This is a genomic window from Ruminiclostridium cellobioparum subsp. termitidis CT1112 (genome assembly GCF_000350485.1).
GTDB lineage: Bacteria > Bacillota > Clostridia > Acetivibrionales > DSM-1351 > Ruminiclostridium > Ruminiclostridium termitidis.
On sequence record NZ_AORV01000031.1, the window covers coordinates 134,819 to 149,561 of the forward strand.

The following is a 14,743-nucleotide window of genomic DNA, read 5'->3' on the forward strand; positions in this document are numbered from 1 at the left end:
TGGTATTTTATCACATTCTGGTTAATTATTCTATTCGAATAATATAATATTATATTTTCTGCAAACTTTAACTTTATATGCAATTAATGTATAGTGCTGTAACAACATTGAAAGTTTTGAAAACATATCTGGAATACGCAGGTAGACTTAATCAAAATCCGCCATTTTCCCAACTGCAGATTGCTCCATACCTTTTCTGAATGAAGCATTACGTCCCCGATAAATATTTTATAAATATATTTCTTTAGCGTCTTTGGGTAAAACATGAACATCTTTTAAAAATTTTAAACTGTTATTTGCCTCAGTTTCGTTATACTTAATATCCATAGTATAAGATATCTCTCTGGCAATATCATCAAATAAATCACACATGATAAAAACTGCCTCCCAAATATTTTTTATAACTCCTGAAGGGTAGGTTTTCAAGAATGCGTTCCAATTATTTTCTTCCAGCCATTTATACATATATTTGCCCGACTTCCCAATACTGACAGTGAAATTTGTTTTATATCCGATTTTCCAACCCAAAAGACGTATTAACTGCGGGCGTACAAATAAATTCAGCATGTCCATCACATATGGTACTTCTTCCCGCCACAAGCCTTTGGCTACATTATTAAGACACCACCAGAATTCATTGCATGTATCTAGAAATTGAATTTCTGTGGGTTTCTTTATCCAATAATCCTCATCGGTTGCTTCCGGAATATTGGGCAGATATTTATCCTTATCAAGCAGTATCCTGCAAAGCCTGTCTTCTTTAATTCCTTTAAGTGCTTGGTTTAATGTACATACATGCAGATCAAGACGGTTTCCGTCAGCAAATTGAATCAGCCAGCCATAGCAATTTTCCATATCACTTGGATAATACGAATTTTCTTCAGGATACTGCATATACAACCGTTCACCGAATTGGTCGATCCACTGCCTGTCTTCACGAAATGATTTTGCTTCCTCGACAACATATACAATATCATAATCCTGAAAAATATCCTTTACAGCATTAGGATTAGTTCTTGAACCGTTCATAAAAACAGCACGAACTCGTTTATCCCTGTCGGCGATATTTAATATTAAATCAAACATATCCTGCTCTGTACGCATAGAACCTCCTGTTTTTATAACCCAGCCTCTTCCAGCTCTTTTTAATACACTAATAATATCAATAATCTTCCATATGGTCAAACAACTGGCAGACAAGCAAAAAGCCATAGTTCCATTGCGTTTCCCAAAAGTAAAAATTCCTTGATTTTTACTTTGCAATTTTCCTATGACTTCTGATTAAACTTTTTTTATCTGCTGGCAAAACTCTTTTAGCCTGCAGTAAAACTCTTTTATCGTTATACATAGAACAGTTTCCAGTTATAGTTTGAAAGTAAAAGTTTAAATTCTTATTATATCTCTTTGTCTAACTTATAAATAAGATTTTGTTCGCTTCATATCAGTAACCATATAAGGATTATCTTTCTTCATATTATCGACAAGGATTGTTACTCTTGAATGGTCCGCTTTCAGTATCTCCAGTTCCCTTTGTGTAATTCCAACCAATTGTATAAATTCAACCCTGCCATGAACAGTATTAATTCCATGACATTCAGTGTCATTTACAACAAGAAGTGCTGTAATATCAAATTCAATGCCTATATGAAGTGATGTACCATTACCAGCGATGTATTGCATTGTTTCAAAAAACTTTTTCTTTATGTATGTATATCGAGCGAGATTAGATAGCATGTCTATTGCCCATCTACAATCCTCAGCCAAATCTTCTTTAAGTTTTATAGTCATTTCATAACCTCATTTGCTCCATTCAACACCAACAATTGATGTCTTAGAAATAATTCCTTCAAAATTCCATTTATCTCCCTCATAACTTTGCGGCCCAGTGACATGACACTCATATCCAATTCGCCGGCTATGTATTAGCGCATTAAATATATCATCCTTTATATCCGTACTACCGAGTTCAGAGACAAAATCAACCTCATATAAACTCTCGTCCTTCCAATAAGGTTCACAACTTGTTAATTCAATTTTAGAGCCTATTCCGCCCTTAAATCCTTTAAGGATTTTTAGTGTTTTATCCTTTGAATTTACTTTAAAATAGGCACGTCAATTAATTTCCTTAAACATTTCTTATCTCCTGCCTTTTGAGCAAGCTATAATATTTCTCATAAGCATATAAAACATTCTTTAACCACAAATCATATTGCATCAATCTTAAAATACGCTCCCGTACAAGATTCATAGATTTAGGAACATTATTCATGCCTCCTCCTGGGGTATCAGTATATTTCTTCTGAATTATATAATCTATATCATCTAATGCCCGTCCAATGCATTTTTCAGGATATTTCTTCTTATATTCCTGTACTATCCTCCGATATTCTTCGAATAAATCAAGATAAATGTGGATTTTATCATCATATGATTGCTTTACAAACTTTCTTGCAGGGTTTATATATTGATAACATTTTTCCATAACCTCATGTGTTTGTCTTAAATTGCTTTCAAATTTATGCCTATGGTTTAATTCGTATCGAAAAGCGTAATCCCAAATAGCCTGTTCAACGAAATAGTCCACCATTTCATCACTGCTTTGGGCAATCCGTACTTCTCTGACATTTCCCCGTTCATTAACAATCTTATAATAACCATCTGTTCTTGTTTCGTATGTAGTAATAGGGTCACTATATATAAAAGTAGAAATTTTTATATCCTCTTCCTTAGAAAATGGGATTCGTTCAATAACTTTTCGTGCCTTTACAGCAATTTGTTCTATCAAATCATCTTTCACTACTTATCACCTCTGCAAATATTAATTCCAACTTCTTACACGTTATACTATGACTAACCTCTTCCAATTATCAGGAACAAATAACCATAAACCTGGATTTACACATTTATTTCCTGCTATATAATCTTACATTCTGCCTCTATCCAAATGGAGATTGTTTCTTTTTCCATAATCTTTCTCCCCTATCAACCAAGAAAATATTTATTCTATTTTTTAATATATATTAACAATGTCTTTTAAATCAGCATAATACAACTTGGTTTCCACCCTTAGAAGCAGTCTTGACCCTCTACAATCAATGTTATTTGCTATAATTGTTTCATTCTTTTCATTAATTAGATTAATAATTTTCTTTTCCTTTAACTTGTCCCCTTTTACAAACTCTAACAAGTGATATTCATCTCGATTATTATAACCGCCTCGAAACAAAACGTATTTATCATAAACTAAGAACCCATCAGCACCTGAAAGATTTGGATTGTAATAATCAATATGTCCTCCAATACTTCTTCCAAGTAAAAATTCATCGTAATAATAAAACCATACTTCTTTATCATTTACTACATTTAGAGCATAGCAATCGCATATAAAGTTATCCCCTGAATTATTATAGGAATATTCTGGTTTGCCCTCCTGATTCCATGCCCTTAGACCGCATGCACCCACAGGATTATCCCATCCGTAATTTCCAAATACCCCTTCATCAAAGTAACTTGTCCATATTATATTCTTTTCTGTGACTTTGAGGTCTTGTATTCCATCACCCAGTAGAAATTCATTAATTAATACTCCACTCGTGTCAAAAATTTTACCGTTTAAATCGTATCTATTTTGACCATAGTACTTTGACCTTGCACAAACAAGCAGTAACATATCATTCCCTATTGGTTGCACAAAATGGTAGTTCCACTTTTGGTTATCAATATTTATTGTAAATACATTATCCCATTTCAAAATTATTACTTTATAGTTTTGGCAAGTGGTTGTTTGGGTCTGAGGAAACATTCCATCTATACGAGGTGGAACGTTATTTACTACTAAGATATAGTAATCATTATCTGCACCTATTGATATATTAACTATTTCATAATCCTCTAAATATTCTCTTAATTCACATATTGGATTAACTCTATATTTAACATTGTTAAAAAACATTTAGACCTCCTGATGAAAAACGCTTTCGTCCTTAGAGTATCAATCAAATTCTTCGTGCAACTCATTTAAATTCAATTTATAATGATTTTTATATATACGAGCAATCTCGTCTCTCACTTCCATTAAGGCAAATCCCAATAGGTTTTGCCCTTTCCATTCAAACGGGTTCTCTACTTTCTCATCATCAGCAATCATTCCGATACCCCAGATTTTATCATAAGGGCTTGCTTCAACAAGAACTTTATTTTTTGTTTGCAGCAGGAACTGCTTTATATCTTCATTCTGAGTAAATTTTGCATAATTACCATTCAGAATAATAGAGTAACGTTTCTTCTCCCAGATGTCATCCTTGAAGTTCTTAACTTTACGCCCTAATTCTTTTATTTGTTTTGGGTCAGTACTATCCATTATCTTTTTTAAAACTTCAGTATCTTGAAAGAGTCTTGCTTTCTCTGCCATCATATACTGTTCCATGCAACAGTATTTATCTATGTTTATAATAAAATCCGATTTCCACCATTGACTAAAACAGGATTTTGTTATGCTGCCATCTTTAGATGGTTGATGGCCCCAAAAGAATACATACTCTATGTCTATGTCCCGCTTATATTTATCACATAGACTGTCAAGTGTGTACGTCATCTTGCCATCTTTGTTCCAAAGAAGGTAGTCATCATCATAATAATCTTCATTCGTGTATTCCTCTTCGTACCAGCCATGCCAGCCTACAGGTGTTGGAAACATATCTTGATACTGTTTTTGTTCTTCTTTACTAAGAGAAGAATACCAATTCCCAAACTCGTATGCAAAGTTTTCACCGTACCCCATTCTCCAACCAATACTGTATCTACCGATATGAGGATACATAAACCATAAAGGCGCCATTGGGTTGTTGATATCATATTTTATGTTCATAAATTCTCCCAGGATTATAAACTATTCTGAATTATAATCTGCCATGCAATACAAGGCAAAAAACTAATTCATTAATCTGTTCTGTGCTTCCTTGAGCACATTGTTAAATGAATCTCTTATAACCTCAATTTTATAATCTTCAGTAATACATTCAAATAACTCGTCATGAAATAGTAGGACGATATGCTTTTTAACATCCCAACTCTCTTCATTGTAGTATGAATGTACGCTGCTTATTTTCATCTCATGCTTTAACCATTCTGAGTTTTCAATAATATGTGCTCCATAAGGAACAAGTCCCTTTCCCCATAATGGATGTCCATTTATTACTTCGTCATTGGCACCACCAAATTTTATTGAATAACATCTTATAAATTCAATTAACGCTAATGGTAGTATATCGTCACTACTACTATCTATTACATTAGTATAAGTTCCATCCCAATTAGGGTCTATTTCATTAATATAGTATATTAAAAAAGCCCTACCACCTGCTGAGATAACATATGGGCATGGCGCACCTGTATCCCATTTTACGTTCCATTCTATAGGTATAGCAGTTTCTTCACCTTTCTCCAGTGAAAGTTGCCTTTGTAACATCAAGTTTTCTTCTTTTGCAGCGGTATATTCCTCCATTTCACCGCCTTTATGTTTTGGAGCAAGGGCTTTAACTGCATTTTCTAACCTAAGATTAGATCCTTTAAGTTTTTTCTCTATTTCAGACAAATTTGATTTTTTAAATAACATAATAATTTCCTCTTTTGCTCTGAAGATTATTCTTTTTCCTTTTCAAAAATTTTTTTCATAGTTGCCATAGCGTATATAGTACTTGACTCTTCTCTCAACCATGTATTACCGTCGTTTACTGAATGCAAGACTATTAAAGACTTTGTGTTGATTATATAAATTGTAATATTTAATATTTTTGTTAATATAAATAACGTCAGAAATGTTATGCCCAATACATCAGCAAGGTTTATAACAACATTAAAAATTATAGTAATTATATATAATTTACTTGAATTAATTGATTTGTACAATTCGGGTGAAATACTACTACCTTGAGGCACTTCACTTTTAATACTCTCAAATATATTATTAATGATATTGGCTTGAATTATTGGAACAACAAATAGCAAAAACATTAGAAGTATTATCAATAGAATAGGTCTTAGATTATTCTTTCTATCCACTTAATCCCCCTGTAAACAAACCTCTTTAATACACTAATAATACCAATAATCTTCCATATGGTCAAACAACTGGCAGACAAGCAAAAAGCCATAGTTCCATTGCGTTTCCCAAAAGTAAAAATCCTTTGATTTTTACTTTGCAATTTTCCTATGACTTCTGATTAAACTTTTTTTATCTGCTGGCAAAACTCTTTTAGCCTGCAGTAAAACTCTTTTTTGCCGTAACTCCGGAACTGACTGCTATATCTCCCGCCTGCCTTCCAGGGCCTTTGCCAGCGTAACCTCATCAGCGTATTCAAGATCTCCTCCCACCGGGATTCCGTGGGCTATCCGGGTAGTTTTTATACCCAGTGGCTTAATCAGCTTTGAAATGTACATGGCAGTTGCTTCCCCCTCCACATTGGGGTTGGTGGCTAAAATTACTTCCTTGACCTGCCCGTCTCCCAGTCTTCTGATCAGCTCTTTTATACGAATTTCTTCCGGTCCTATGCCCAGCATGGGAGAAATTGCCCCGTGCAGGACATGATACAAACCTTTGAACTCCCTGGTGCGTTCCATGGCCACAACATCCCTTGCATCCTGTACAACGCAGATAGCGGATTTGTCCCTGGAGTTGCCGCTGCACAAAGGGCATGGGTCGGTATCGGTCAAATTGCTGCAAACCGAACAGTATTTTGTTTTTTGCTTTGCATCCAGTATTGAATTAGCCAGTCCCTGAACCTTTTCCATCGGCATGTTAATAACATGAAAAGCCAGTCTTTGTGCAGACTTGTGTCCAATACCGGGCAGCTTCTGAAATTCCTCTACAAGTTTTGCAACAGGAACTGCGAAATAATCCATTTTACCCTCCGTGCTCCCGGTGTACTTTATAGTGCACCAATATGATGGTTATATGACATTTTATTGTGCATAAAAATAATTTCAACAGCTAACAAAAACGCCCTGACGGGCGCTTTTGCCATAAAAAAATTTATTTGCGCAAAATCCTAGAACAGACCGGGCAATCCGCCTAAGCCTCCAGTGATTTTGCCCATCTCTGAATTTGCAAGTTCATCTGCTTTTCTAAGTGCTTCGTTTACCGCACTTAATATGAGATCCTGAAGCATTTCCACATCATCCGGATCAACAACCTCAGGTTTGATAACAATCTCTTTAATTTCCTTCTTACCTGTTGCAACTATTGAAATTGCTCCGCCGCCTACAGAAACCTCAACGGTTTTACCCTCCAATTCCTGCTGGGCCTTTTCCATATCCTTCTGCATCTTTTGTGCCTGCTTCATAAGGTTATTCATGTTTCCTCCGCCACCGAAGCCTCCGCCAAAGCCGCCTCCTGGAAATCCGCCTTTTGCCATATATTACATCCTCCTGTTAACTGGATTTTTTATAATTATTGAAATAATAAAATATCTGATTTCATTATTTAGCCATTCCCTAATATTATAACTTATTCATCTATTATATCAAGGTGAACATTCAGTTTACCCGCAATTTCCCTTGCATTTTTTAATAAAGTACTTTCCTGCTCCTCACTTTTTTCCGAAACCGGACCTGGAACAATGTTTCCAAGTTCCTCCTCATTTATAAACTTGATACGGACCTGCCTGCCAAGCTTTTTTTGCAGGACATTATAAAGCACCTCAACGTACTCGGGCTTTGCCACAACATTTTTAAAGGATCCCACTCCTTCGGGGAAAACCACCAGTATTGTCGACTCATCACCTGCCACAGCCCTCGTGGAAGCTAAATAGGTCACCAGCATCATTCTTCCGCTGGCCTTAAGCTCGGTCATTACCTCCGGCCAGACTTCCAAAGGCTGATGGGCAGCCAAATTATTTCCCCCGGTGCCGGCGGCTGAAGCAGTACTGCCGCCGGATGCCTTGCTGTCTGCCGCCGACGGAGGTGCAAAGGGATTTTGTACCCCGCCGCCGTCGGGAACCGGCGGCATTCTGTCCAGTACTTTTTCCGAAGTCCGGCCAAGTGCGGCAAAATCTGCCGCAGGCGCAGCATCGCTGCCACTCCGGGGCTGGGCTGCGCCTGCACCGGATCTTATGGCATTTTCAAGGTCGGTTATCCTGTCAGCCAGAGCATTATTGCCCTCTCCCTGGCCATAGTTCCCCACGCTTATGGAGATGAGCATCACTTCCAGGAACACCCTCTGGTTCAGGGCATATTTGAGCTGGGATTCAAAGGCTGACAGTTCCTTTATTATCGAAATAATTCTTTCCCTGGTAAAGGCTTCAGACTGCTGCATCATATTATCGAGATACTGCCTGCTGACATCAATAATACCGGCAGGGTTATCAGTTATCTTGCAGAGCAGCAGATTTCTGAAATACATTACCAGATCGGATGCAAACCTGAGGATATCCCGCCCGTTTGAGGACAGCCTTTCAACACCGTTGACCAGCCCTTCCACATTTGTATCTTTTATATGATCGACTATTTCCGAAATAAAATCGTCACTGACAATCCCTATTACATTGAGAACATCCTGGTGGGAAATGTCCTTGTTGCCTACCGAAATACACTGGTCAAGAATACTTAAAGCATCTCTCATGGCGCCATCGGCCAGTCTGGCAATCAGCAGGGCCGCATCATCCTCCAGAGATATCCCGCTTGCGCCGGCGACTACCTTTACCCTTTCGGCTATGCTGCCGGGAGTAATCTTTTTAAAATCAAACCTCTGACACCTGGACAGTATGGTGGCCGGCAATTTATGCGGATCGGTGGTGGCCAGTATGAAAACCACATGTGCAGGCGGTTCCTCCAGTGTTTTAAGCAATGCGTTAAAGGCACCTGCCGAGAGCATATGCACCTCGTCGATTATATATACCTTATAGCGTGCCTGGGACGGTGCATACACTACTTCATCCCTGATTTCCCTTATGTTGTCCACGCTGTTGTTTGAAGCCGCATCTATTTCAACGACATCCAGAATAGAGTCATTTAATATACCTTTGCATATTTCACATTCATTGCAGGGATCTCCATCTTTGGTATCAAGACAGTTTATTGCCCTGGCAAAGATTTTTGCCATAGTGGTTTTTCCCGTCCCCCTCGTGCCGCAGAAAAGGTATGCATGTCCGATACGTTCTGATTTTACGGTATTCTTGATAGTTCTGACCACATGTTCCTGCTCTACCACATCCTCAAAAACAAGGGGTCTCCATTTTCTATATAAGGCTGTATAAGACATACTCCACTTCCTCTCTCCGGTTAAGCATCAGGTGTTCAGTAATTTTACCGCATTTATTATTGTTCACACATATATATAATATTTTATATGAATTAAAGTAATAATTAAATAGTTGATTCAGCTGTTATTTATTCTCCCATAATTATCTCCCATGAAACAAAATGAGCCTGTTCCACAAGTCACATGACTTTGAACAGGCTTGCTTTGTTTTATAAATGAATGGCCGTACACCTATCGTCGATAGAAATATATAGCCGTTACCTTCACAGTTAACTCTAACCAGGTAACCTAGCGGCACACAGAATTTACCGCTTACCGCTGCTTCCTTCCGGACCTGACGGGGTTCACAGACTTCTATTGCGCAAGACCCAATTTTCATTGCCACTTGCAAAGGGCAGGCACTACATACTAAAACCTCGGACAGGAATTCAATCCTGCTATAGCGGATTGCAGGTACAGGGCACCGCTACCTCCCCATCTAGTACGGCCAAAATTGGCTTATCGTAATGTATACTGTTCCAAATTCGTCTGTTCAATTAATATATCGCCTACACCGAAATGAATTCGGCTTCGGCTCCGCAGACTACGTCTGCGCACCCCGCTCTTGCGCGGTGTTTGAACAACATCAGTGGGAGATTGGTACTCACCGCTGAATGATTCTCCAATCGAAAACCCTCACCTCAAAGGTGGAGACTGTATTAATTTGTTCAACTTCGGTACACTTTACACATTATAACCTAAATGCTGCTGCATAGCAATAGTTATCATCCTGTAAATATTTGTAATTCGAAATGCCCGCCATTGACATCCTCATCGCTATTCATGGCAGAAAAAAAGCACCTCAGATTTATAAAATATAATAATTCCTGATAAATAGGTGCCCAAACTAACAAAAAACAAATCAATATGTTTAAAGGAGGAACAAAATGAAAAAGCTTATAATGGCTTTACACTTATTATTATACCACGATTTTCCTAAAATAATGTTAAGATTGTATAACAAATATTAATAAAATGTGAATAGTGGAGAGTTTGACCAAACATCCGCCCATATGCAGTTAACTACATAATAAAATTAACTATTATGGCGGCAATACCAACATAAAGTGCAACCTGCCCTATAGCAGCGCCGATATTGTCCTGTTCGTATATTTCGTTCCAGATATCCACCTTGACAATGCCTGTAAATATGAGCTTGAAGAGTGCCGAAAGGATTCCGAAAATAGCAAGGCTTACCGCGATTACTACCGACACGGTCAGCAATTCAAAGTCCATACTATAGAAGGTCATCACACCTGCAATTATGGTCTGAACGGCAAACACAAAACCCAAAAGTCCTATTCCTGCCGCTGCATTGTTGTCAATAAACAGTTCTTTGAAAAGTGTTGTTCTTCTTCTCAAGACAAAGGAATAGCAGGTCAGGGCAATCAGCATAAATACCAGAAAAACCATAACCTCCAGCAGTATTTCAAGACTAAGTCCATTAATTATATCAATAAAGTCGATCAATTTAATCACATTTACAAAGATTACCGAAAGTGATACCGAAAATAGTGCGGCTCCTATATTCTTCTGCTGGCATATCTCCTTGTTAAGACTAATCTTCCCGTGCTTATCGCTGGCGTCTATGAGCCTGATCATAAACCCTGAACACAGTCTCAGTATTGTTAAAATCGCTATGTAAAATATGGTATAACCCAGGCATACAGCCAGATCAATAAATATATTATCACTTGCCGAGCCTTTTATTCCGTGGCCCGCAAGATATAATACGGGAAATACAAAGGCTCCGATAAACTCAATCCAGGCAGCCAGGTTGTCTCTTGCAAACAAGGCATTCTTGAGATTTACATCCCTGAGGACTATATGATTGTAAATCAACCAGCCAAGCATAAATCCAACCGTAAGTATTACAAAGCTAAAGGAAATATCCTTTAAAAAAAAGCTTAAGTACTGTAACATATCGATCTCCTCCATCAATTAATCTTTGTCCAGGCCTTGGTACACCTTGTAAAGCGCGCCTTCAAACCTCTGCCCTATAAATATTCTGAACATTCCGTCGTCCTTCATCATCTCAATATTAAGGTACTCTGTTACACCGTCGGTCTCCCTCTGGTAGTCCCACACCTCAACCTCGACTTTTTTAGTTATTTTACCGGTATTCAGATCCAGAACCCTGATCGTTCCCCGTGTACCGTCAATTCTATAGTCGCACTCGGGCATAATGCATCTTTCATATTCGGTGCCATCGGGAGTGGTGATGTACTTCTGTCCTGCCACATTAAGGAATTCCTCGGAGAAAGGGACGGTATCATCCAGAAAGTACACATATGTTTCGGGTGCCGCTTCCTCTTCCTGGGAGCCGTATACCTCAAAGACATACTCTGTTTCATCTACCTTTGAAAATAGTAAATATCTTGTATACGGGTGCTGCCCCACATCCATCTGTATTATTTTTTCAAAGGTAAAGAAGCCTTCCAGCTCCAGTTCCTTCAGGTTAAACTCTATCATTGAATTTTTATTGATATTTAAAGGATTTAATATTTCCGAAGCTTCATTTCTATTCATAAAATCAAACATATTTCCTCCATTTATGCTCTGAGTTATACTCTGAGCCTTCAAATACCCGGGGTTATCCGGAAATTTAATAAATCCTGCTGTAATGGGATTTCTTTGGCTTGGGTTTTGACAATTTCCTGATCACTATAACCAAAGCAGCCGCCGATATGATTATGATAACTACCGCAGTACCACTGCTTGCTGAGTTTGTGGAATACTTATCGGTATAGTAAATCTTATCCACATTCTCCTCCTGATACTGTTGAGAAAACTGCAAATCAGGATCGGTATCAGGATCGATATAGTTGGGGTCTCTCTGTACTTCCTCTTTTTCAAGCTCTTCTACCCTTTTCTCAAGCTTTTCATATTCCTGCTGGTTGAAATAGCTTTTATAGGGTGCTATTTCAAGCCAATGGTGGAACCAGAACATTTCAGAGGCTCTCATAAGGAACCACAAATCCCATGGCCCCACATAGGCATATCCATAAGAAAAAGGATTGCCGAACATTCCGGTATTGACATTAATGAATACAGGTCTTTTTCCAAAGGAATTTATTCTTGAGGTCCTGCTTTTCATTGCATCCTCAAAGCCCATCCTTCTGGAACCGGTCCCGTAATCACGTTTCATGGAATCATTGTAAACCTTTTGCTGCTCAGTGTTCAGTTTTTGCTTGTAGGTATTGAATTTTTTCCCCGAAACCTGTTTTTTATAAGAGTCCTGCATATAGGAATACTTCTTTGAAGCAGATTTTGTTGCAAAGCTCTTTGCCCCTGAGCCCGACGATCCGCTGTAGGATTTGGAAGTCCCGGGTATACTCCTTGACCCGGAGCTCTTTGAACCCGAACTCTTTGAGCCAAAGATTTTAGAACCGGAGCTTTTGGAAGTACTGCTCTTTGCCTTTGACGAACCGAACAGCCCTCCGCTCTTTGATGAACCCTTATAGCTTCTGCTGTACGACTTCGAGAAAGATCTGGCTCCGCCAAAGGATCTAGCCTTTGCGTAAATTCCGGCTGTAGAGGTAAAAATAAATACTAGTATCAGTACTACGGCAACTATTCTTTTTTTCACAGACATCCCTCACATTTTTTAATCTATTTAGATTAGGACAGTTAAAATACTAATTTGTAATACAATTATTACACATATTACACAGTTTAATTAATTGTACGTAAAAACCTTATTTTTTGTATTATTACAGTTTTTAGTTATTTATTATATCACGAATTGGTTATGCTTTACATGGGCTATTTTTGTTTAGAAAACCCGGCGGCAGGATAAACTAAATAAACCCGTCGTGCCGATAATTGACAGGCTGTTTGACGGGCTTATAAATTTTAATAATTTTCACAAATAAAATGTATAAGAAAATACAAAAAAGGCAATAACTATAACTGACCCCACAAAATACATTTTAACCCCCTAAAAATGCTCCGGCCTGGCCGGGCATTTTTTTTATTTATAGGCTTTAGCCATACAAAACAATAAACCACCCGCTATGCGGGTGCGCAACAGAAGTTATGCAAAAAATCACCTTTCCGTTAAATAGAGTTGTTCAAGCTACTATATTAACGAGAGGAAAGGTGATTTTAATGGCAAATAAAGAAAATAGTTTAGCACATACCAAATGGATGTGTAAGTATCACATAATATTCACTCCAAAGTATAGACGAAAAGATATATATAATCAATACAAACAAAGTATACGAGAAATACTGATATGATTATGCAAGTCAAAGGAGTGGAAATAGTTGGTACGGGAGAACTGTTAAATGTTCAACATGTATTAAGTTAACCCGTTGTGCTAATTAAAATCTTGTTTTGCTTTACAGATTGATTTAATCAGAATCAACTGGTACGCGAGTACAACTTCATGAAATAAGATGCACAATTAAAAACAATTGCGGTAAATTGTCGACGAAGGTAAAGTGGTTTTGCCGGCAAAGCAACAGGACGTTGCTTTGAGCTTCAAATCGAGACAGGAGGTCGAGTTTGAGCGACGGCAAAACCGCTTTAAATGAGGCGATACAATTTTCGTAATTGTTTTGGGGGCATTCTTATTTCATGAAGTTAGTACGGAAGTTACCATTTGATATAAAAAAATTACACAGGTAAAGCAAAAATTAATTAACCAGCACAATGCGTTAAATTATGTTGGTATTTGGGTATTGCGGTATCTATACTTTAAACCTGTACCCTACACCCCATATTGTCTCAATGAACTGTTCATTGTCCTTATCCCTTTCAATTTTATCCCGGATTTTGCCTATGTGAACCGTTATGGTCGCACTGTCGCCAAAATAGTCCATTCCCCAGACTCTTTCCAGTAGTGTTTCCTTACTGAACACATGGTTGGGATTCTGTGCAAGAAAAAGAAGAAGATCATATTCCTTGGTTGTAAGGATTATTTCTTCCCCATTCAGAGTTACGCGTCTTGCATCAAGATTTATTGCAAGCCCTCTTATAATCAGCTCAGTCTGCTTATGACTTCTCCCTGACCTGCTCAGCTTCTCAAAGCGGCTAATGTGTGCTTTTACACGGGCAACCATTTCATTGGGACTGAACGGTTTTGTGATGTAATCATCCGCTCCCAGGCCCAGACCTCTGATTTTATCAATATCATCCTTGCGAGCTGAAACCATCAGTATGGGAGTTTCCTTTCGGGAGCGTATTCTCCTGCATATTTCAAAACCGTCCATCCCGGGAAGCATCAGATCCAGAACCACCAGATCAAAAGACTCATTCAAAGCCAGTTCGAGCCCTCTTGCTCCATTCTGGCTTATCACCACATCGAAGCTGTCGATCTCCAGATAATCTCTTTCCAGCTCGGCAATAGCCAAATCATCTTCAATAATTAAAATTCTCTTCTTTTCCATTTAGCCTCCATGTTCCCATATGCGCATCAGCTTTCCGGACTGAGCCTTAAAGCC

14 protein-coding genes, 1 other RNA gene and 1 pseudogene are annotated in these 14,743 nt (G+C 38.1%); 1 reads left to right on the forward strand and 15 read right to left on the reverse strand.

The features are described 5' to 3' along the window. Positions 1 to 228 precede the first annotated feature (228 nt). The 14 genes from CTER_RS11135 to CTER_RS11195 all read right to left on the reverse strand — a co-directional run bounded on the left by CTER_RS11135 (position 229) and on the right by CTER_RS11195 (position 12,884). Complete coding sequence (locus CTER_RS11135) at positions 229 to 1,104, reverse strand: aminoglycoside 6-adenylyltransferase (RefSeq protein WP_004625644.1); 876 nt, start codon at positions 1,102 to 1,104, stop codon at positions 229 to 231. A gap of 309 nt (positions 1,105 to 1,413) precedes the next feature. Continuing rightward, positions 1,414 to 1,788: a suppressor of fused domain protein gene (locus tag CTER_RS11140; protein WP_004625556.1), complete on the reverse strand. Its 375-nt coding sequence runs from the start codon at positions 1,786 to 1,788 to the stop codon at positions 1,414 to 1,416. 337 nt (positions 1,789 to 2,125) lie between these two features. Next, complete coding sequence (locus tag CTER_RS11145; protein ID WP_004625600.1) at positions 2,126 to 2,797, reverse strand: hypothetical protein; 672 nt, start codon at positions 2,795 to 2,797, stop codon at positions 2,126 to 2,128. A 213-nt stretch (positions 2,798 to 3,010) separates the two neighbouring features. Next, positions 3,011 to 3,952 carry a hypothetical protein gene (locus CTER_RS11150; protein WP_004625574.1) on the reverse strand — a complete coding sequence of 314 codons (942 nt, stop codon included), beginning with the start codon at positions 3,950 to 3,952 and terminating at the stop codon, positions 3,011 to 3,013. 39 nt (positions 3,953 to 3,991) lie between these two features. Further along, positions 3,992 to 4,867 carry an NADAR family protein gene (locus CTER_RS11155; RefSeq protein WP_004625601.1) on the reverse strand — a complete coding sequence of 292 codons (876 nt, stop codon included), beginning with the start codon at positions 4,865 to 4,867 and terminating at the stop codon, positions 3,992 to 3,994. 63 nt (positions 4,868 to 4,930) lie between these two features. Then, positions 4,931 to 5,614: a hypothetical protein gene (locus CTER_RS11160; RefSeq protein ID WP_004625508.1), complete on the reverse strand. Its 684-nt coding sequence runs from the start codon at positions 5,612 to 5,614 to the stop codon at positions 4,931 to 4,933. 26 nt (positions 5,615 to 5,640) lie between these two features. Beyond that, the gene (locus tag CTER_RS11165; RefSeq protein ID WP_004625593.1) at positions 5,641 to 6,060 is read right to left on the reverse strand and encodes a hypothetical protein; all 420 of its coding nucleotides are present in this window, start codon (positions 6,058 to 6,060) and stop codon (positions 5,641 to 5,643) included. A gap of 240 nt (positions 6,061 to 6,300) precedes the next feature. After that, complete coding sequence (gene recR, locus CTER_RS11170) at positions 6,301 to 6,900, reverse strand: recombination mediator RecR (RefSeq protein ID WP_004625641.1); 600 nt, start codon at positions 6,898 to 6,900, stop codon at positions 6,301 to 6,303. A 146-nt stretch (positions 6,901 to 7,046) separates the two neighbouring features. Then, positions 7,047 to 7,412, reverse strand: a complete 366-nt coding sequence (locus CTER_RS11175) for a YbaB/EbfC family nucleoid-associated protein (protein WP_004625620.1) — start codon at positions 7,410 to 7,412, stop codon at positions 7,047 to 7,049. 92 nt (positions 7,413 to 7,504) lie between these two features. After that, positions 7,505 to 9,256 (reverse strand): DNA polymerase III subunit gamma/tau, encoded by a 1,752-nt coding sequence (dnaX, locus tag CTER_RS11180; RefSeq protein ID WP_004625539.1) that lies wholly within the window; start codon positions 9,254 to 9,256, stop codon positions 7,505 to 7,507. 223 nt (positions 9,257 to 9,479) lie between these two features. Beyond that, an RNA gene (gene ffs / locus CTER_RS27595) (signal recognition particle sRNA large type) lies at positions 9,480 to 9,743 on the reverse strand. A gap of 575 nt (positions 9,744 to 10,318) precedes the next feature. Continuing rightward, positions 10,319 to 11,218, reverse strand: a complete 900-nt coding sequence (locus CTER_RS11185) for a DUF350 domain-containing protein (RefSeq protein WP_004625603.1) — start codon at positions 11,216 to 11,218, stop codon at positions 10,319 to 10,321. An 18-nt stretch (positions 11,219 to 11,236) separates the two neighbouring features. Continuing rightward, positions 11,237 to 11,836, reverse strand: a complete 600-nt coding sequence (locus CTER_RS11190) for a hypothetical protein (RefSeq protein WP_004625475.1) — start codon at positions 11,834 to 11,836, stop codon at positions 11,237 to 11,239. Positions 11,837 to 11,900: 64 nt separating this feature from the next. Next, complete coding sequence (locus CTER_RS11195) at positions 11,901 to 12,884, reverse strand: hypothetical protein (RefSeq protein ID WP_004625558.1); 984 nt, start codon at positions 12,882 to 12,884, stop codon at positions 11,901 to 11,903. A gap of 521 nt (positions 12,885 to 13,405) precedes the next feature. Here CTER_RS11195 and CTER_RS27600 point away from each other — a divergent pair. Then, positions 13,406 to 13,531 (forward strand): annotated as a pseudogene (locus CTER_RS27600) (transposase); the annotation flags it as partial. Positions 13,532 to 13,990: 459 nt separating this feature from the next. On the opposite strand, the gene CTER_RS11200 reads toward CTER_RS27600, so the two are convergent. Beyond that, positions 13,991 to 14,689: a response regulator transcription factor gene (locus CTER_RS11200; RefSeq protein ID WP_004625608.1), complete on the reverse strand. Its 699-nt coding sequence runs from the start codon at positions 14,687 to 14,689 to the stop codon at positions 13,991 to 13,993. Between the last annotated feature and the right edge of the window lie 54 nt (positions 14,690 to 14,743).